Source organism: Streptomyces narbonensis, from assembly GCF_014649015.1.
In the GTDB taxonomy this organism is placed as follows: Bacteria; Actinomycetota; Actinomycetes; order Streptomycetales; family Streptomycetaceae; genus Streptomyces; species Streptomyces narbonensis.
Genome location: NZ_BMSF01000013.1, coordinates 182,272 through 199,710, shown reverse-complemented (window position 1 = coordinate 199,710; position 17,439 = coordinate 182,272). Strand labels below are relative to the sequence as shown.

Genomic DNA, 17,439 nt, shown 5'->3' with positions numbered 1-17,439 from the left:
CGCGGTGGCGTCAGCCGTTGCCGGACAGGTCGATCGTCTTCGTGCGCTCGGCCTTCGTCTTGCCCAGCAGGGCGTCGCGCATCACGAAGGCCACGTCGTCGGCGGAGACCTGGTGCTTCGTGCCGTCGCCCTTGGTGATCATGATGCCGTCGAAGGCTCCGTCGAGGAGCCGCTCGATCGCCTTCTTGTCGTAGACCTCGACCAGACGGCCGTCGATGGCCTTCATGGAGAGGATCTGCGGCAGCGACCTCGCGGGGCCGAACTGGATCTCCTTGCCGCCCGCCTTGATGGTGATGCGGTCGGACATCGCCGGCTGGGCGAACTCCCTCATCGCCCGGTCCAGCTCGGCCTTCGAGACCGAGGGCTTGAGCGAGGTGACGGGGAGTTCGACGACCTTGCCCTGGCCCGTCTCGACCTGGGCGCGGAAGGCGTCCCGCACGGAGATCATCGAGCGCTGGATGTCCATGCCGTTGCCGGGCTTGCCCTCGATGGGGGTGACCTTGTTCGGCGCGAAGCGGATCGTCGCCTCGGTCGCGGAGGCGGAGGCGCCCGCCAGGTCCCGGAGGGCGACGGCGAGCTTCTCCTCGTCGACCGGGAAGACCGGCTTGGCGACCCGCTGCTCGCCGAAGAGGGAGCCGATGACGGAGACCGGGTTGTAGTCGCTGCCGGCGGCGGCGCGGACGGTCTCCTGGCTGTCGAGGGCCAGGCCCGCCTTCTCGGGCGGCATCTGGACCTTCTTGCCGCCGACGCTGAGCTGGAGCGGCGCGGCGGCGCGCTTGCCGAGGGTGGCCTCCAGCTTGTTGACGGCCTCCTCCTTCGTGCCGCCGCCGATGTCCACGCCGAGCACCGTGGTGCCCTTGGGGACGTCGGAGTGGTTGAGGAGCAGTCCGGCGCCGTAGGCGATGCCCGCGAGGCCGACGACGCCCACGGCGGCGAGGACCAGCTTGGAGCGGCCCTTCTTCGCCTGGGCGCGGCTCGGCGCGGGGGCGGGGCGGGGAGCGGCGGGCGCGGGGGCCGGGGTCTCCTCGATGCGCGGCGTGAGGTTCGGGCGGGCCGCCGACGGCGGGACGACCGGGATGCCGCTCGTGAGGGTGTCGCCGGACACGTGGCCACCGCCGTCGGCTGCCACGCCCTGACCGGGTGCCATGCCCTGGCCGCCGGGGGTCTGCGGGCGCATCGGTCCCGGCGCGGGGCGCTGCCCCGGCCCCTGCCTCGGCCCCTGGGCGGGGTTCGGGGCGGGCGGCTGCGGGGTCAGGATCGCCGTGTCGTCCGACATGCGCGGGGCGCCGCCGGGGACTCCGGGCGTCCCGGGTACGCGAGGTGCGCCCGGGAAGGGCGTGGCCGGCGGGGTCGGCGCCGGGCCGCCCAGCGAGGCGGTGCCGGTGACGGGGCCGGTGGTGGGGCCGGACGGGCCGCCGTACGCGGGCGCGCCCCCCGAGGGCGTCCCGTCGTACAGGGGCGTGCCCGCCGCCGGGGTCCCGTCGTACATCGGGGTCCCGGCCGCGGGCGTGCCGTCGTAGATCGGCATGCCGCCCGTGGGCGGGCCGTCGTAGCCGGGCGTTCCCTCGTACCTGGGCGTACCGCCGACCGGGGTGCCGCTCTCGTACAGCGGGTTGCCTGCGCCGGGGTGCGCCGTCACCGGGCGGCTCGACGGGGTCGCGCCGACCGTCGGGACACCGGAGGTGGCGGAGCCGGCGAAGCCCGTGCCGGGGGCCTCCGGCGCCGGGGTGAGCGGGCCGGGGGTCGCCGCCGGGGCGGCGGGCGGGGCCGGGGCCGGCGCGGGGGCGGGGGACGCCTTGCGCGGGGCGAACCAGTCGCTCGTCTCCTTGCCCTTCGGCGCCTCCTCGGCGCTCACCGGCTCCGGAGCGGCGACCGGCTCGGGCGTCGGCGTCGGCACCGGCTCGGCGACGGGCACGGGCGCGGCCACGGGCTCCGGTGCCTTCTCCGCCGCGGGCGCCTCGGTGACCGGCTTGCGGACGACGACCGGCGGGATCGGACGCGAACCCGGGATGTTGATCCGGATCCGGGTCGTCAGCGTCGTCTCGGTCTTGGGCTCCTCCGGCGGCGCGGGCGCGGCGGGGCTGTCCTCCGACGCGTCCTGCGAGGGGTGGAGCGACGGATACTGGCGGGATCCGTACGGCGGTGTACCCGACGGGTACGCGGCTCCACCGCGCCCCTGGGCGCCGGAGGACGAACTGTCAGTCTCTCGACCAGTTTCACGACTCAAAGCAGGATCTCCCGGTTGGCTCCACCGCCCGCTCTTGCAGATGCTCGTGTAACCCGGGCGGTTCGGCGGCGCGCACCACCATACTGGGCAGCGCCGCCGCATACCCGACCCCTGGGTGACGGACGACGGGCAATCCGGCCGAAGTCAGGGCGTCCGCGGTCTCAAGTCGTCCTGTTCACGGGGTCGGTCGCGGGAGCCGGGACAACGTGGCGCAGATCACAGCGATCGCCATGCCGCCGAAGAGGAACAGCAGCTCTCCGCCGCCTCCGCCGAACACCCCGTCACCCTCCGGGCGTCCGAAGCTGAGCACGATGACGGCGACGAGCCAGCCGACGCCCGCGGCGACGACGCCGACCTGGGTGCCGGTGGCGCGGAGCCCTCCGTAGAAGACGGCGGCGGTGGCGAGGAGCGCGAGGAGCAGGCCCGCGGGGAACCACGCGGCCTGGACGAGGCCTCCGGCGGTGCCGACGAGGGCCCCGAGGACCACCAGGGCGCCGTACCAGGCGTATCGGGCGCCTCGGGAGGTCGGGAGGGCGGCCGGCGCCGGAACGGGGGCGGGAGTCCGGGGGGAGCCGCCCGAGGAGGCCCGGGAGGCGCGGGAGGCGGCGCTCACGCGGTCACCCCCGCGAAGAGGTCCGTCTCACGGACGCCGGCGGGGGCGCCCGGGGTGCCCTGGACGAGCTCGTAGTACTCGGTGGTGAAGATCGGCTGACCGAGGTCGTTGGAGAGCGCGAAGAACGGGCCGTCGACCGCGACTTGGGTGGCGTGTGCGGCCATCGCCGCGCTCTTGCGGGCCGTGTGCTCCGGGCCGGCGTCGATCTCGGTGGTGATCCGGTCCTCGTCGACGACTCCGGGCACGTCGTCGATCTCGGCGACGGCGGGGAAGGCGGAGCCCTCGGCGCGCAGGCGGGCGAAGCCGGCCTCGGCGACGGGGCGGGGAACGCGGTTCCAGTAGATCTTGGCGATCGTGTGGGCGGGTCCGAGGTCGGGGCGGTAGCCCGGGTCGGCGGCGAGTTCGGCGGCGCGGGTGGCGACCCGGTGGGCCTGGATGTGGTCGGGGTGGCCGTAGCCGCCGTCGGGGTCGTAGGTGACGAGGACCTGGGGGCGGGTCTCGCGGATCACCTCGACGAGGTGGGGGGCGGCGGTGTCGACGTCCGTGTTCCAGAACGCGTTCTCGCGCTTGTTCTGCTCGGCGCCCATCATTCCGGAGTCGCGGAAGCGGCCGGGGCCACCGAGGAAGCGGTGGTCGGTGACGCCCAGCTCGCTCATCGCGGCGGCGAGTTCGCCGACGCGGTGGGGGCCGAGCCGGTCCTCGCGGTCGGGGGCCAGGTGGGCGAGGGCGGGCGGGATGACCTCGCCCTCCTCGCCGAGCGTGCAGGTGACCAGCGTGACAAGGGCGCCCTCGGCCGCGTACCTGGCCATGGTGGCGCCGTTGTTGATCGACTCGTCGTCCGGGTGCGCGTGCACGAGGAGCAGACGACGGGCGGGAAGATCGGTCATGGCCCCAGCCTACGAGACCCGTCGCGACCTACGGGGTCAGAACTTCAGGCCGCCGATCATGCTCGCCACGTTCGTCGTGAGCGTGCTGATGGACGGGGCGATGGAGGAGCTCGCCAGATAGAAGCCGAGGAGTGCGCAGATCGCCGCGTGCCCTGCCTTCAGTCCTGATTTCCGGATCAGCAGGAAGACGACGATCGCCAGCAGCACCACCACCGAAATCGAGAGTGCCACGGCGGTCCACCTCCACACTTCTTCGGTCGGATATTCGAACGGTTCGGTCCATGAGCATGTGCCAGTCGGGTACATACCCACCTAGCGCTACGGATCATAACTATCCGTGCCATCGCATCGATCGGCGGACAGGGGCACGAGGGGGGCGCACGGCGCTAGTTTCAGCCGCATGACCTCGCCTCGACAGCAGCCGGCCGCACCCCGGGCCGCGCTCTCCTTCCCCCGCCAGCAGGCCCGGACCCAGCGCTTCACGCTGGGTGTTCCGCGCGGTTTCTCGGTCTCCCCCGACGGGGCGCGCGTGGTGTTCGTGAGATCCGCCTCCGGGGCCGACCGCTCGCACAAGCTGTGGGTTCTGGACCTTCCTCCGGACGGCGCGCCGGTGGAGCGGGTGGCCGCCGATCCCGGGACGCTGCTCGCGGGAGCGGCGGAGGAGCTGTCTCCGGAGGAGCGGGCTCGGCGGGAGCGGAGCCGTGAGGGCTCGGGCGGGATCGTGACGTACGCGGTGGACGCGGCCGTGGAACTGGCGGCGTTCGCCCTGTCGGGGCGGCTCTTCACGGCGGAGCTGCGGGCGGGGACGGCGCGGGAGCTTCCGGTGCCGGGGCCGGTGATCGACCCCCGTCCCTCGCCGGACGGGCGGCTCGTCGCGTACGTGGCGGAGGGTGCGCTGCGGGTGGTCGGAGCGGATGGTTCCGCTGATCGGGAGCTCGCCGTTCCGGAAGACGGGCACGTCTCCTACGGATTGGCCGAATTCATCGCATCGGAGGAGATGGGAAGGGACCGCGGTTTCTGGTGGTCCCCCGACTCGGACCGGCTGCTCGTCGCCCGCGCGGACGACCGGGCCGTACGCCGCTGGTGGATCGCCGACCCGGCGCACCCGGAGCGGGCTCCGCAGGAGGTCGCGTACCCGGGGACGGGGACGGACAACGCCGAGGTGCGGCTCTTCCTCGTCGGTCTCGACGGGGCGCGTACGGAGGTGACGTGGGACCGGGAGCGGTATCCGTACCTCGCGCGCGTGCACTGGTCGGCGGCCGGGGCTCCGCTGCTCCTCGTCCAGGCGCGGGACCAGCGGTCCCAGCGGAACCTGGCGGTGGACACGGAGTCCGGGGAGACCTCGACCGTGCGGGCGGAGAAGGACCCGGCGTGGCTGGAACTGCTGCCCGGGGTCCCTGCATGGGCTCCGGACGGGCGGCTCGTCCGGGTCACGGACGAGAGCGGGGCGCGGGCCCTCGCCGTCGGGGAGCGGCTCCTCACGGACGGGACGCTGCACGTCAGGGCGGTGCTCGGCTTCGGGGAGGACGAGGTCCTCGTATCGGCTTCGGCGGGTGCGACGGCGGAGGCGCCGGAGACGGGCGAGATCCATGTGTACCGGGTGACCGACGGGGGCGTGGAGCGGCTCTCCGAGGGTGCCGGGGTGCACCGGGCGGTGCGTTCGGGTCCGGTGACGGTGCTGGTCTCGGCGCGGCCGGACGCGCCCGGGAGCGTGGCGCGGGTGCTGCGGGACGGCGAGGAAGTCGCCGTGGTGGGCTCGTACGCGCAGGAGCCCGTGATCTCCGCCCGGGTGCGGCTGATGGAGGCGGGTGCCCGGCGGATCCCGTGCGCGGTGCTGCTGCCCACGGGGTACGCGGAGGGGGACGGGCCGCTTCCGGTGCTGCTCGATCCGTACGGCGGTCCGCACGGGCAGCGCGTGCTCGCCGCGCAGCAGGCCCATCTGACGTCCCAGTGGTTCGCCGACCAGGGCTTCGCGGTGATCGTGGCGGACGGGCGCGGGATGCCCGGCCGCTCCCCCGCCTGGGAGAAGGCGCTCCTGCGCGACCTGTCGCCGACGCTCGACGACCAGGTGGAGGCGCTGCACGCGCTGGCCGGGCAATTCCCGCTGGACCTGGACCGGGTGGCGATCCGCGGCTGGTCCTACGGCGGCTACCTCGCCGCCCGGGCGGTGCTCCAGCGGCCGGACGTCTTCCACGCGGCGGTCGCCGGGGCGCCGGTGACGGACTGGCGGCTGTACGACACGCACTACACGGAGCGGTACCTCGGCACTCCGCAGGACGATCCGGAGGTGTACGCGGCGCAGTCGCTGCTCGGCGACGACGGCCTGACGGAGCCGGAGGAGCCGGCGCGTCCGATGATGGTCGTCCACGGTCTCGCCGACGACAACGTGGTGTTCGCGCACGCGTTGCGGCTCTCCTCGGCGCTGCTCGCGGCGGGCCGGCCGCACGAGGTGCTGCCGCTGTCCGGGGTCACGCACATGACACCGCAGGAGCAGGTGGCGGAGAACCTGCTCCTGCTCCAGGTGGACTTCCTGAAGAGGGCGCTCGGCATGGTGCCGTGAGTCACCAGCCGGGCGGCGGCGGGTACGGCGGGGCCGGGGGCGGACCGTACGAACCGTAGGGGGCGGGCGCGGCGACCGGGACGCCGCGCCCGGCGAGGAGGGCGAGCACCGTGAGACCGCCGAGCACCCCGAAGACGGCGGTGAGGACGTACATCTGCTCGACGGTGCGGGCCTCCGCGAGGTGCTGGATCAACTCGAAGCGGAGGACCCTCGCGAGGAGGGCGACGCCGGTCGCCGTCAGGAACGCCCCGGCGAGCAGTCCGAAGGCCCGGGTGTGGCGGGCGCGGGCGAAGGCGGAGACGGCGGCGGTGCCGTAGAGCGCGACGAGGATCACCGCCACCCAGCCGGGCGGGGGTGCGAGGGCCGGTCCCATGAGGGACCGGCCGCCGAGGAACCGGTCGACGGTGATCTCCGGGGGCAGTTGGACGGCCGTGTCCGCCTCCCACAGGACGACGCCGACGGCGCCGACGAGGAGCAGGACCCCGGCGGTGACGGCCGGGCCCGTGCGCGGAGGGGTGGGGAGCTGCTCGTGCGGGCCGTCGGCCCGGCGGCGGCCCGCGGCGGCGGTGGCGACGAGCCCGACGGCGAGGGCCAGGTCGAGGAGGGCGGTGACGAGCGCGCCGCTTCCCGGTGCCCAGAGACCAGGCAGGCGCAGGGCGAGCGTGACGGCGCCGGTGGCGACGAGCGCGGAGGCCGCGTGGCGGGAGCGCAGGGCGGCGACGGCGGTGGCGACGGAGACGACGAGGAGCAGGGGGTCGGCCAGGGAGGTGGCGACCCGTCCCCTCAGGAAGTACTGGGAGCCCGGGTCCCCGGTCCAGGACCACGCGAGGTCGGCGGGTGAGCCGAGCGCGGCGAGGTCCTCCAGGATCCACACGGCGGCTATGAGGGCGAGCGCGGCGCAGAGCGCGGCGCCCGTGAGTCGTGCCGGTCGTGTCACAGTCACGGACCCGATACTCACGGTCGCGGCCGAACGAAACAAGCGGTTCCGCATGGGCGGGGGTGACGGGGGGTGCGTGACGAGCCGGCCGGGGCGGCATGGTGCGCCCCGGCCGGCTCACGGCACCCGCACGGCCGTACGTGGACGATCGTGCCGTGTCCGCATATCGGCGCCGAGTCGGCCGGATTGCCCGGGGGTTAAAGCGACTTGGGACCTGCTCCGCCGTTCGCCTCCATGCCTTCCCCGCCGTTGCCTCCGTTGCCGCCCGGGCCTTCCCCGCCGTTCCCGGTGTCCTCCTCCGTGGGGACCACGTGCTTCTCCTCGGCGAAGTGGCAGGCCGAGTCGTGCTTGGCCGGGCTGTCCGTGAGCCGGTAGACCGCGGGGACGGCCAGCAGGGGGACCTCCAGGGTGCAGCGCTCCTGTGCCTTCCAGCAGCGGGTGCGGAAGCGGCAACCGGAGGGGATGTTGGCCGGGGAGGGGACGTCGCCGGTGAGGATGATGCGCTCACGGTGGGCGCGCGCCTCCGGGTCGGGGACGGGGACGGCCGAGAGCAGGGCCTGTGTGTAGGGGTGGGTGGGGTGGTCGTAGATCTGGGCGTCGGTGCCGATCTCGACGATCCGGCCGAGGTACATGACGCCGACCCGGTCGGAGATGTGCCGCACGATCGAGAGGTCGTGGGCGATGAACACGTACGAGAGGGAGAACTCGGTCTGGAGGTTCTCCAGGAGGTTGACGACCTGGGCCTGGACGGAGACGTCGAGGGCGGAGACGGGCTCGTCGGCGACGATGATCTCGGGCTGGAGCGCGAGGCCGCGGGCGATGCCGATGCGCTGGCGCTGGCCGCCCGAGAACTGGTGCGGATAACGGTTGATGTACTCGGGGTTGAGGCCGACGACGTCCAGGAGGTCCTGGACCTTGCGGCGCCGGTCGCCCTTGGGCGCGACCTCGGGGTGGATCTCGTACGGCTCGCCGATGATGTCGCCGACCGTCATGCGCGGGTTGAGCGAGGTGTACGGGTCCTGGAAGACCATCTGGATGTTGCGGCGGACGGCCTTGAGGGCGCGCGGGGACAGCTTGGTGATGTCGTCGCCCTTGTAGCGGATCGATCCGGACGTCGGCCGCTCCAGGTTGACCAGCATCTTCGCGACGGTCGACTTGCCGCAGCCGGACTCGCCGACGATGCCGAGGGTCTCGCCGGCGGCGAGGTCGAAGTCGACGCCGTCGACGGCCTTGACCGCGCCGACCTGCTTCTTGAAGAGGATGCCCTGGGTCAGCGGGTAGTGCTTGTGGAGGTCCCGGACTTCGAGAATCGCCTCAGCCATGGAGGCACTCCTTCCAGAAGTGGCAGGCGCTGGAGCGCTTCACCGGGGACTCGGTCACGTCGTACAGCGGGGGCTCCTCGATGCGGCACCGGTCCCGGGCGAGCGGGCAGCGCGGGTTGAAGGCGCAGCCGGGCGGGATGGCCAGGAGGTTGGGCGGGAGGCCCTTGATCGCGTAGAGCTCCTGGCCCTTCTGGTCGAGGCGCGGGATGGAGTCGAGCAGGCCTCGGGTGTAGGGGTGGGCGGGCGCCTTGTAGATCTCGTGGACGGGGGCCTGTTCGACGATCTTGCCCGCGTACATGACGGCGATCTTGTCGGCGACGTCGGCGACGACTCCGAGGTCGTGGGTGATGAGGATGAGCCCCATGTTGAGCTCGCGCTGGAGCTCGGCGAGGAGGTCCATGACCTGGGCCTGGACGGTGACGTCCAGGGCGGTGGTGGGCTCGTCGGCGATGATCAGTTCGGGTTCGAGGGCGAGCGCCATCGCGATCATGATGCGCTGGCGCATGCCGCCGGAGAACTGGTGGGGGTACTGGCCGACGCGTTCCTTGGCGGCGGGGATGCGGACCCGGTCCATCAGCTCGACGGCCTTGGCCCGGGCGTCCTTGCGGGACATGCCCTTGTGGACCCGGAACATCTCGCCGAGCTGGTCGCCGACGCTGACGACGGGGTTGAGGGAGGACAGGGCGTCCTGGAAGACCATCGCCATCTTGGCGCCGCGGATCTTGCGCCGCTCGTCCTCCTTGAGCTTCAGGAGGTCCCGGCCCTGGAAGAGGATCTCGCCGCCGCTGATCTTGCCCGGTGGGATGTCGAGGATGCCCATGATGGCCTGGGCGGTCACGGACTTGCCGGAGCCGGACTCGCCGAGGACGGCGAGGGTCTCCCCCGCGTCGACGGAGTAGTTGACGCCGTTGACCGCCTTCGCCACCCCGTCGCGGGTGTGGAACTCCACGTGCAGGTCGCGCACTTCGAGCAGCATGGGTCCCTACCTCAGCTTCGGGTCGAGGGCGTCGCGGACGGCGTCGCCGAGCATGATGAAGGCGAGCACCGTGATGGCGAGCGCGCCGGAGGGCCAGAGGAGCATCTGCGGTGCGTTGCGCACGTAGGGGGCGGCCGAGGAGATGTCGATGCCCCAGGAGACGGTGGGGGGCTTGAGGCCGACGCCGAGGAAGGAGAGCGTCGCCTCGAGGGAGATGTACGTGCCGAGGGCGATGGTCGCGACGACGATGACGGGCGCGAGGGCGTTGGGCGCGATGTGGCGGAGCAGCATGCGGTTGTTGGAGGCGCCGAGCGCGCGGGCGGCCTGCACGTAGTCGTTCTGTTTGGCGGTGATGACGGAGCCGCGGGCGATGCGGGAGAGCTGCGGCCAGCCGAGGAGCACCATGAAGCCGATGACGGGCCAGACGGTGTTGCTGCTGACGACGGAGAGCAGGACGAGGCCGCCGAGGACGACGGGGATGGCGAAGAACACGTCGGTGATGCGGGAGAGGACGCCGTCCCAGGCTCCGCCGTAGAAGCCGGCGAGCCCGCCGAGGATGGAGCCGAGGATCGTCACGCCGAGGGTGGCGAAGACGCCGACCTGGACGGAGGCCCTGGCCCCGTAGACCGTACGGGTGTAGACGTCGCAGCCCTGGCCGTTGAAGCCGAAGGGGTGGCCGGGCTGGGGGCCCTCCTGGGCCTTGGAGAGGTCACAGTCGAGGGGGTTGCCGCTGGCGATGAGCTGCGGCCAGATCGAGATGATCACGAGAAAGACGATGATCAGGCCGGAGATGATGAAGATCGGGTTCCGGCGCAGGTCGTGCCAGGCGTCGGACCAGAGGGAGCGGGGCTTCTTGTCGGGGCCGGTGCCGAGGGGGCCGCCGGGGGTCTTCTCCAGGGTCTCGCCCTCGGCGGTGGCGAGGTCGGACGCGCCTCCGGCGCCGGTGGGGGCGATGGCCTGGCCCTCCTCGAACGACTCCAGGGGCTCGGGCAGCTGCTCAGGCATAGCGAATCCTCGGGTCAAGGACGGCGTACAGGAGGTCGACGAGCAGGTTCGCCACCAGGAACACGATGACCAGGACGGTCACGAAGCCGACCACGGTCTGGGTGTTCTGGCGGAGGATGCCCTGGTAGAGCTGGTAGCCGACGCCGTGGATGTTGAAGATCCGCTCGGTGACGATAGCCCCGCCCATCAGCGCGCCGATGTCGGTCCCGATGAACGTCACGACGGGGATGAGGCTGTTGCGCAGCAGGTGGCGGGTGATGACCCGGTGGCGGGGCAGGCCCTTGGCGACGGCGGTGCGGACGTAGTCGGCCCGCTTGTTCTCGGCGATCGAGGTCCGGGTGAGCCGGGTGACGTACGCGAGGGAGACCGAGGCGAGGACGAGGCCCGGGACGATCAGTTCGTTGAACGGTGCGTCGCTGGAGACGGCCGGCTTGATCCAGCCCCACTCCACTCCGAGGAGGAGCTGGAGGATGAGGCCGGTGACGAAGGTCGGGATGGAGATGACGACCAGGGTCAGCAGCAGCACGGACGTGTCGACGGGGTGGCCGCGCTTGAGGCCGGTGAGGACGCCGAGGCTGATGCCGATGACGATCTCGAAGAAGATGGCGACGATGGTGAGGCGGATGGTGACCGGGAAGGCGCTGGCCATCAGCTCGGTGACTTCCTGGCCGTTGAAGGCGGTGCCGAAGTCGCCGGTGAAGACGTTGCCCATGTAGGTCAGGTATTGCTGCCAGACGGGCTTGTCGAGCCCGAACTCCTTCTCCAGCTGCGCCGCGGTCGCCGGGTCGCACTGGCGGTCGCCGCACAGACCGGCGATGGGGTCGCCCATCACGTTCACCATCAGGAAGATCAGCAGCGTGGCGCCGAAGAAGACCGGGATCATCTGCAGCAGTCGCCGGATCACATAACGACCCATGGGGGGCTCCGGGGGTTGGCTCCGGGTAGGGGTTGACTCCGTGGAGGAGGTGCTCCGGGAGGAGGCCGGCTCCGGGGAGGGCCGGATGGCGAAGGCGTACGGCCCGGCGCGGTGGTCTCCGCTGGCCGGGCCGTACGCCGCCGACCTCCTACGGCGTCAGTTGACCTTGATCTGGTCGTAGACCGGGACGCTGAACGGGTTCAGCGTCACGTTGGAGACGCGCTCCGAGTAGCCGGCGCTGCCGTTCTGGTACCAGAGCGGCACGGCGCCCATGTCGTCGCGGAGGATGCCCTCGGCCTGCTGGAAGAGTCCGACGGCCTTGGCGATGTCGGACTCGGCGTTGGCCTGGTTGACCAGCTTGTCGAACTCGGGGTCGCTGTACTTGCCGTCGTTGGACGAGGCGTTCGTGTAGTACAGCGGCTGCAGGAAGTTCTGGATGAGCGGGTAGTCCATCTGCCAGCCGGCACGGAACGGGCCCTTGAGCTTCTGCGTGGTGACCTGGTTGCGGTAGTCGGCGAAGGTGCCGATCGGGTTGCCGACGCAGGCGTTGTCGTTGCCGAGGGCGCGGTTGATGGAGTTGCAGACCGCGTCGACCCATTCCTTGTGGGAGCCCGTGTCGGCGTTGTACGAGATCTTCATCGTGCCGCCCGGGATGCCGCCGCCCTCTGCGACGAGCTTCTTCGCCTCGGCCGCGTCGTACTTGCAGAAGTCGCCGCAGATGTCCTTGAAGCCGCCCTCCTCACCGAGGACCGGGGAGGTCCAGTCGACGGCGGGGGTGCGGGTCTTCTGGAAGATCGTCTCGGTGATCTGGTTCCGGTCGATCGCCATGGAGATGCCCTGGCGGAGCTTCTCCTGCCCGGGCTTGTTCCAGGCCGGGTCGTAGAACGGGAAGGACAGGGTCTGGATGATGCCGGCGGGGACGTTGATGTACCGGTCGCCGAGGTCGGCGGAGACGTTCTTGAGCTGGGCGGCGGGGACGTCGTCGACGAGGTCGAGGTTTCCGGCCGTCAGGTCGGTGTAGGCGGTGTTGTTGTCGGTGTAGACCTTGAGGGTGATGCCGCCGTTCTGCGCCTTGTCGGTGCCGGGGTAGCCGTCCCACCGCTTGAGGGCCATCTCGGAGCCCTTGGTGTACGAGTCGACGGTGTACGGGCCGTTGCCGATGGGCTTCGACAGCCAGGCCTGGCGGTCGTCGAAGAAGGCCTGGGGCAGCGGCGAGAAGGCCGCGTAGCCGAGGGTGATGGGCCAGGTGGAGAACTTCTGGGTGAGCTTGACCGTGAAGGTCTGGGGGCCGGTGACCTTGAGGCCGGACATGGACGTGGCGGACGGCTCGCCCTTCTCGGGGTGGACCTTGTCGTAGCCCTCGATCTGGCCGAAGAAGTAGGCGTTCTTCTGGTTGTTCTTCAGATCGGCGCCGTAGTTCCAGGCGTCGACGAAGGACTCGGCGGTCACCTTCTCGCCGTTGGAGAAGGTCCAGCCGTCCTTGACCGTGATGGTGAAGTTGATCGAGTCGGTGGTCTCGATCTTCTCGGCGAGCATGTCCTTGGCCTCGCCGGTCTTCGGGTCGTACTGCTTGAGCCCCCGGAAGATCATGGACAGGACCTTGCCGCCCTGCACCTCGTTGGTGTTGGCGGGCTCCAGCGGGTTCTGCGGGTCTCCCCACGAGGAGGTCACGATGCCGTCGGCCCCTCCGCCGCCGCTGTCGTCGCCACCACCACAGGCGGTCGCCGCTAGGGCGACTGCGGTGGCCAGAGCGGCCCACTTGGCGTGCGTGGCTCCACGCATGGAGTGCCTCCCATATGTCCCTAAGTGTGACTTAGGGCTCAATATGACCCGAATTCAGGAGGCGTGCATGTTCTCGGCACCCATCGGTGCGCCGACCGCTTGAGGCGCGGGCGCGCGAAGAGGGGCCCGGCCGAACCGGCCGGGCCCCTCTCGTGCGCGTCTAGCAGAGCGTCATCCGGCGTGGACGACGTTCTTCTCCTCGGCGAAGTGGCACGCCGAGAAGTGCGCGGCCTGGATGTCCTGCCCCTGGAAGACCTCCGGGATCGCGAGGACCGGAACCTCCGTGGAGCACTTCTCCTGCGCCTTCCAGCAGCGGGTGCGGAAGCTGCAGCCCGACGGCGGGTTGGCCGGCGAGGGGACGTCGCCGGTGAGGATGATCCGCTCGCGGTGCGCGCGGGCCTCCGGGTCCGGCACCGGCACCGCGGAGAGCAGCGCCTGCGTGTACGGGTGCGTCGGGTGCTCGTAGATCTGCTCGTCCGTACCGATCTCGGCCATCTTGCCGAGGTACATGACGCCGACGCGGTCCGAGATGTGCCGAACGATCGACAGGTCGTGCGCGATGAAGACGTAGGACAGGTTGTACTCGTCCTGGAGCTTCTCCATCAGGTTGATGACCTGCGCCTGGACGGAGACGTCCAGGGCCGAGACCGGCTCGTCGCAGATGATGATCTCCGGGTTGAGCGCGAGGCCCCGGGCGATGCCGATGCGCTGGCGCTGACCGCCGGAGAACTGGTGCGGGTACCGGTTGATGTACTCGGGGTTCAGACCGACGACATCGAGGAGCTCCTGCACCTTGCGGCGACGGTCGCCCTTCGGAGCCACCTCGGGGTGGATGTCGAAGGGTTCGCCGATGATGTCGCCGACCGTCATGCGCGGGTTGAGCGAGGTGTACGGGTCCTGGAACACCATCTGGATGTTGCGGCGGACGGCCTTCAGCGCGCGCCCGGACAGCTTGGTGATGTCCTGGCCCTTGTAGAAGACCTCGCCGGCGGTGGCCTTCTCCAGGTTCATCAGGAGCTTGGCGACCGTGGACTTGCCACAGCCGGACTCGCCCACGATGCCGAGGGTCTCGCCCTGGTGGAGGTCGAAGGAGACCCCGTCCACGGCCTTGACCGCGCCGACCTGGCGCTTGAACAGGATGCCCTGCGTCAGCGGGAAGTGCTTCTTCAGGTTGCGCACCTGGAGGATCGGCTCGCCGCGGCCGACAGGGGCCTCGACAGCGGCGGCCACGGCCTCGTCGTTCTTGCTGAGCTCAGCCATGGATCGTCTCCTTCCAGAAGTGGCAGGCGCTACCGCGACCCGGGAGATCCGTGCCGTCCTGCTCGGTGACCGGCACGAGGACCGGAATGTCCGTACGGCAGACGTCGTCCGCCTTCGGGCAGCGCGGGTTGAAGGCGCAGCCCGACGGGATCTTCAGCAGGTTCGGCGGCAGACCCTTGATCGCGTACAGTTCCTGGCCCTTCTGGTCCAGGCGCGGGATCGACTCGAGGAGCCCCTTGGTGTAGGGGTGGGCCGGGCGCTTGTACAGCTCGTGCACCGGCGCCTGCTCGACGATCCGGCCCGCGTACATCACGGCGATCTTGTCCGCGACGTCGGCGACGACGCCGAGGTCGTGGGTGATCAGGATCAGACCCATGTTGTACTCGCGCTGGAGCTCCGCGAGGAGGTCCATCACCTGGGCCTGAACGGTCACGTCGAGCGCCGTGGTGGGCTCGTCCGCGATGATCAGGTCCGGCTCCAGGGCGAGCGCCATCGCGATCATGATGCGCTGGCGCATACCGCCCGAGAACTGGTGCGGGTAGTCGTTGACGCGAGCCGCGGCGGCCGGGATCTTCACCCGGTCCATCAGCTCGATCGCCTTGACCTTGGCCTCCTTCTTGGAGAGGCCCTGGTGCACCCGGAACATCTCGCCGAGCTGGTAGCCGACGCTGAGCACGGGGTTGAGCGAGGAGAGCGCGTCCTGGAAGATCATCGCGATCTTGCTGCCGCGCACCTTGCGGTGCTCCTCGTCGGACATCTTGAGCATGTCCTGACCACGGAAGACGATCTCTCCCTTGGTCACGAAACCCGGCGGGGTGTCGAGGATGCCCATGATGGCCTGAGCGGTCACGGACTTGCCGGAACCGGACTCGCCGAGGACGGCGAGGGTCTCGCCGGCCTTCACGGAGTACGAGACACCGTTCACGGCCTTCGCGACGCCCTCACGGGTGCGGAACTCCACGTGGAGGTCGCGCACGTCGAGGAGCGGACCGTCGAAGGTCGCGCCGTCACGCGGCGCGGGAACGCTCGCGGTCTTGTCGATGGTGGTCACTGCGTTCGTCCTTACTCTCAGCGCAGCTTCGGGTCGAAGGCGTCACGGACCGCGTCGCCGAGCATGATGAAGGCGAGGACCGTGATGGTGAGCATTCCGGACGGGAACAGCAGCGGGTGCAGTCCCTGCGAGATACGTCCCTGCGCCTCGGAGATCATCACGCCCCAGGAGATGGCCGGGGGCCTGATGCCGATACCCAGGAAGCTCAGGGTTGCTTCGGCGCCGATGACGGCACCCAGCGAGATCGTGGCGACCACGATGAGCGGGGTGATCGAGTTCGGCAGTACGTGACGGAACATCATCCGCGAGGTGGAGGCACCGAGCGAGCGAGCGGCGGCCACGTAGTCGGCCTGCTTGACCTGCATGACGGCGCCTCGCATGACGCGGGCCATGGACATCCAGCCGACCACGCTCAGCGTCAGGACCACGGCCATCACGCCGGCGTTGCGCATGCCCTTCTCGTCACGGAAGTTGTTCAGGATGACGATCGCGGCGAGCAGCAGCGGCAGTCCGAAGAAGACGTTGGTGACGAACGAGAGGAGGGCGTCCGTCCACTTGCCGAAGAAGCCACCGAGAACACCGACGAGGCCGCCGATGATCAGGGAGAAGATGGTCGTCAGCACACCCACGATGATCGAGTTGCGGGTGCCGTAGATGGTCTGCGAATAGACGTCGCAGCCCTGGAAGTTGTAGCCGAACCAGGCGCTTCCGCTCGGCCCCTCCATCGAGTGCTTCAGGTCGCACGCGAGCGGGTCGACACTCGTGAAGAGGGTCGGGAAGGACGCGATGATCAGGATCGCGACGATCAGGATGCCCGAGACGATGAACATCGGACGGCGGATCAGGTCCCGGAGGGCGTCTTGGGCAAGACTGCGCGTCTTGTCCTGCTTGGAGGACACGTCGGGCACGACGGTCCCGGCCATGCCCTCGGCGAAGGCCTCTTCGGGCGACTTGGTCGTGTTACTCATAGCGAATCCTCGGGTCCAGCACGGCGTACAGCATGTCCACGACGAGTGCGGTGATCAGGTAGACCAGCACCAGCAGGCTGACGAATCCGACGACGGCCGGCCCGTCCTCCACGTTCAGCGAGCTGAACAGCTGGAAGCCCACGCCGGGGATGTTGAAGATGCCCTCGGTGACGATCGCGCCGCCCATGAGGGAGCCGAGGTCGGCGCCCAGGTAGGTGACGACGGGGATCAGCGAGTTGCGCAGCACGTGGATGCCGATGACCCGGCTCTTCGGCAGGCCCTTTGCCTTCGCGGTCCGGATGTAGTCGGCGCGGAGGTTCTCCGCGACCGAGGCCCGTGCGAGGCGCGCGATATAGGCGAGCGACACCGAGCCGAGCACCATACCCGGGAGCAGATAGCTGATGAATCCGTCGTCGGTACCGGCGACGGGGAACAGTCCCCATTCCTGTCCCAGGAAGGTCTGGCCGACATTGCCGAGCACGAAGATCGGGATGGCGATGACGGTCAGGGTGGAGACGAGCACCAGGTTGTCGATGAAGCTGCCGCGGCGCATGCCCGCGAGCACACCGGCGACGACGCCGATGACGAGCTCGAAGACGAAGGCCACACCGGCGACCTTCAGCGTCTCCGGCCAGGCCTCGACGAGGAGCTCGGCGATGGGCCGGCCTTGGGCGATGGACTCGCCGAAGTCGCCCTGGAGCAGCCCACTGAAGTAGTACCAGTACCGGACGAAGAACGGGTCGTCCAGGTGGTACTGAGCGGTGAGCGTCGCTCTGATGTTGTCGGGTACGGGCTTCTCGCCGTACAGGTTCTGGATGGGATCGCCACCCATCTGCGTGACGAGAAAGTAGACGATCAACGTGGTGCCGATGAAGACGGGCACCATCTGAAGGATTCGTCGGATGACGAACCGGCCCATGGATCCTCCTCGCGAG

The 17,439-nt window shown here is 70.3% G+C and carries 15 protein-coding genes; 1 reads left to right on the top strand and 14 read right to left on the bottom strand.

Annotated elements, in window-relative coordinates; all coding sequences use genetic code 11:
* Positions 1-10: 10 nt before the first annotated feature.
* From IE124_RS24725 to IE124_RS24710, 4 genes are all read right to left on the bottom strand, one after another.
* A complete protein-coding gene (locus IE124_RS24725) occupies positions 11-2,227 on the bottom strand; it encodes a peptidoglycan binding domain-containing protein (protein WP_189510274.1) in 2,217 nt (738 codons plus the stop codon).
* A gap of 175 nt (positions 2,228-2,402) precedes the next feature.
* Positions 2,403-2,840 (bottom strand): DUF6113 family protein, encoded by a 438-nt coding sequence (locus tag IE124_RS24720; protein WP_189510272.1) that lies wholly within the window; start codon positions 2,838-2,840, stop codon positions 2,403-2,405.
* Positions 2,837-3,727: an N-acetyl-1-D-myo-inositol-2-amino-2-deoxy-alpha-D-glucopyranoside deacetylase gene (mshB, locus tag IE124_RS24715; protein WP_189510270.1), complete on the bottom strand. Its 891-nt coding sequence runs from the start codon at positions 3,725-3,727 to the stop codon at positions 2,837-2,839. The genes IE124_RS24720 and mshB overlap by 4 nt, the downstream gene beginning before the upstream one ends.
* A 36-nt stretch (positions 3,728-3,763) precedes the next feature.
* The gene (locus IE124_RS24710; protein ID WP_046911704.1) at positions 3,764-3,958 is read right to left on the bottom strand and encodes a hypothetical protein; all 195 of its coding nucleotides are present in this window, start codon (positions 3,956-3,958) and stop codon (positions 3,764-3,766) included.
* Between the two features lie 169 nt (positions 3,959-4,127).
* Here IE124_RS24710 and IE124_RS24705 point away from each other — a divergent pair, with 169 nt between their 5' ends.
* Complete coding sequence (locus tag IE124_RS24705; protein ID WP_189510268.1) at positions 4,128-6,287, top strand: S9 family peptidase; 2,160 nt, start codon at positions 4,128-4,130, stop codon at positions 6,285-6,287.
* A 1-nt stretch (position 6,288) separates the two neighbouring features.
* Here IE124_RS24705 and IE124_RS24700 read toward each other — a convergent pair whose 3' ends face one another.
* The 10 genes from IE124_RS24700 to IE124_RS24655 all read right to left on the bottom strand — a co-directional run bounded on the left by IE124_RS24700 (position 6,289) and on the right by IE124_RS24655 (position 17,423).
* Positions 6,289-7,230: a hypothetical protein gene (locus IE124_RS24700; protein WP_189510266.1), complete on the bottom strand. Its 942-nt coding sequence runs from the start codon at positions 7,228-7,230 to the stop codon at positions 6,289-6,291.
* Between the two features lie 191 nt (positions 7,231-7,421).
* Entirely contained in the window at positions 7,422-8,546 is a 1,125-nt protein-coding gene (locus IE124_RS24695) for an ABC transporter ATP-binding protein (RefSeq protein WP_189510264.1), read from the bottom strand.
* On the bottom strand, positions 8,539-9,522 hold the full coding sequence (locus tag IE124_RS24690; RefSeq protein ID WP_189510262.1) for an ABC transporter ATP-binding protein: 984 nt from the start codon (positions 9,520-9,522) through the stop codon (positions 8,539-8,541). The genes IE124_RS24695 and IE124_RS24690 overlap by 8 nt, the downstream gene beginning before the upstream one ends.
* A 6-nt stretch (positions 9,523-9,528) precedes the next feature.
* Positions 9,529-10,527, bottom strand: coding sequence for an ABC transporter permease (locus IE124_RS24685; protein WP_189510260.1), 999 nt, complete (start codon positions 10,525-10,527; stop codon positions 9,529-9,531).
* The gene (locus IE124_RS24680) at positions 10,520-11,443 is read right to left on the bottom strand and encodes an ABC transporter permease (RefSeq protein WP_189510258.1); all 924 of its coding nucleotides are present in this window, start codon (positions 11,441-11,443) and stop codon (positions 10,520-10,522) included. Before IE124_RS24680 ends, IE124_RS24685 begins: the two co-directional genes overlap by 8 nt.
* A gap of 156 nt (positions 11,444-11,599) precedes the next feature.
* A complete protein-coding gene (locus IE124_RS24675) occupies positions 11,600-13,225 on the bottom strand; it encodes a peptide ABC transporter substrate-binding protein (RefSeq protein WP_189510256.1) in 1,626 nt (541 codons plus the stop codon).
* 171 nt (positions 13,226-13,396) lie between these two features.
* The gene (locus IE124_RS24670; RefSeq protein ID WP_189510254.1) at positions 13,397-14,485 is read right to left on the bottom strand and encodes an ABC transporter ATP-binding protein; all 1,089 of its coding nucleotides are present in this window, start codon (positions 14,483-14,485) and stop codon (positions 13,397-13,399) included.
* Entirely contained in the window at positions 14,478-15,536 is a 1,059-nt protein-coding gene (locus IE124_RS24665) for an ABC transporter ATP-binding protein (protein WP_189510252.1), read from the bottom strand. The genes IE124_RS24670 and IE124_RS24665 overlap by 8 nt, the downstream gene beginning before the upstream one ends.
* 17 nt (positions 15,537-15,553) lie before the next feature.
* Positions 15,554-16,504, bottom strand: coding sequence for an ABC transporter permease (locus IE124_RS24660; RefSeq protein ID WP_189510251.1), 951 nt, complete (start codon positions 16,502-16,504; stop codon positions 15,554-15,556).
* Positions 16,497-17,423, bottom strand: coding sequence for an ABC transporter permease (locus IE124_RS24655; protein WP_189510249.1), 927 nt, complete (start codon positions 17,421-17,423; stop codon positions 16,497-16,499). The genes IE124_RS24660 and IE124_RS24655 overlap by 8 nt, the downstream gene beginning before the upstream one ends.
* Positions 17,424-17,439: the final 16 nt, after the last annotated feature.

Bases quoted from the DNA above. Each gene is read 5' to 3' on its own strand.
- IE124_RS24685 (WP_189510260.1), bottom strand. From the start codon at position 10,527: ATGCCTGAGCAGCTGCCCGAGCCCCTGGAGTCGTTCGAGGAGGGCCAG.
- IE124_RS24670 (WP_189510254.1), bottom strand. From the start codon at position 14,485: ATGGCTGAGCTCAGCAAGAACGACGAGGCCGTGGCCGCCGCTGTCGAG.
- IE124_RS24675 (WP_189510256.1), bottom strand. From the start codon at position 13,225: ATGCGTGGAGCCACGCACGCCAAGTGGGCCGCTCTGGCCACCGCAGTC.
- IE124_RS24660 (WP_189510251.1), bottom strand. From the start codon at position 16,504: ATGAGTAACACGACCAAGTCGCCCGAAGAGGCCTTCGCCGAGGGCATG.
- IE124_RS24695 (WP_189510264.1), bottom strand. From the start codon at position 8,546: ATGGCTGAGGCGATTCTCGAAGTCCGGGACCTCCACAAGCACTACCCG.
- mshB (WP_189510270.1), bottom strand. From the start codon at position 3,727: ATGACCGATCTTCCCGCCCGTCGTCTGCTCCTCGTGCACGCGCACCCG.
- IE124_RS24690 (WP_189510262.1), bottom strand. From the start codon at position 9,522: ATGCTGCTCGAAGTGCGCGACCTGCACGTGGAGTTCCACACCCGCGAC.
- IE124_RS24655 (WP_189510249.1), bottom strand. From the start codon at position 17,423: ATGGGCCGGTTCGTCATCCGACGAATCCTTCAGATGGTGCCCGTCTTC.
- IE124_RS24705 (WP_189510268.1), top strand. From the start codon at position 4,128: ATGACCTCGCCTCGACAGCAGCCGGCCGCACCCCGGGCCGCGCTCTCC.
- IE124_RS24680 (WP_189510258.1), bottom strand. From the start codon at position 11,443: ATGGGTCGTTATGTGATCCGGCGACTGCTGCAGATGATCCCGGTCTTC.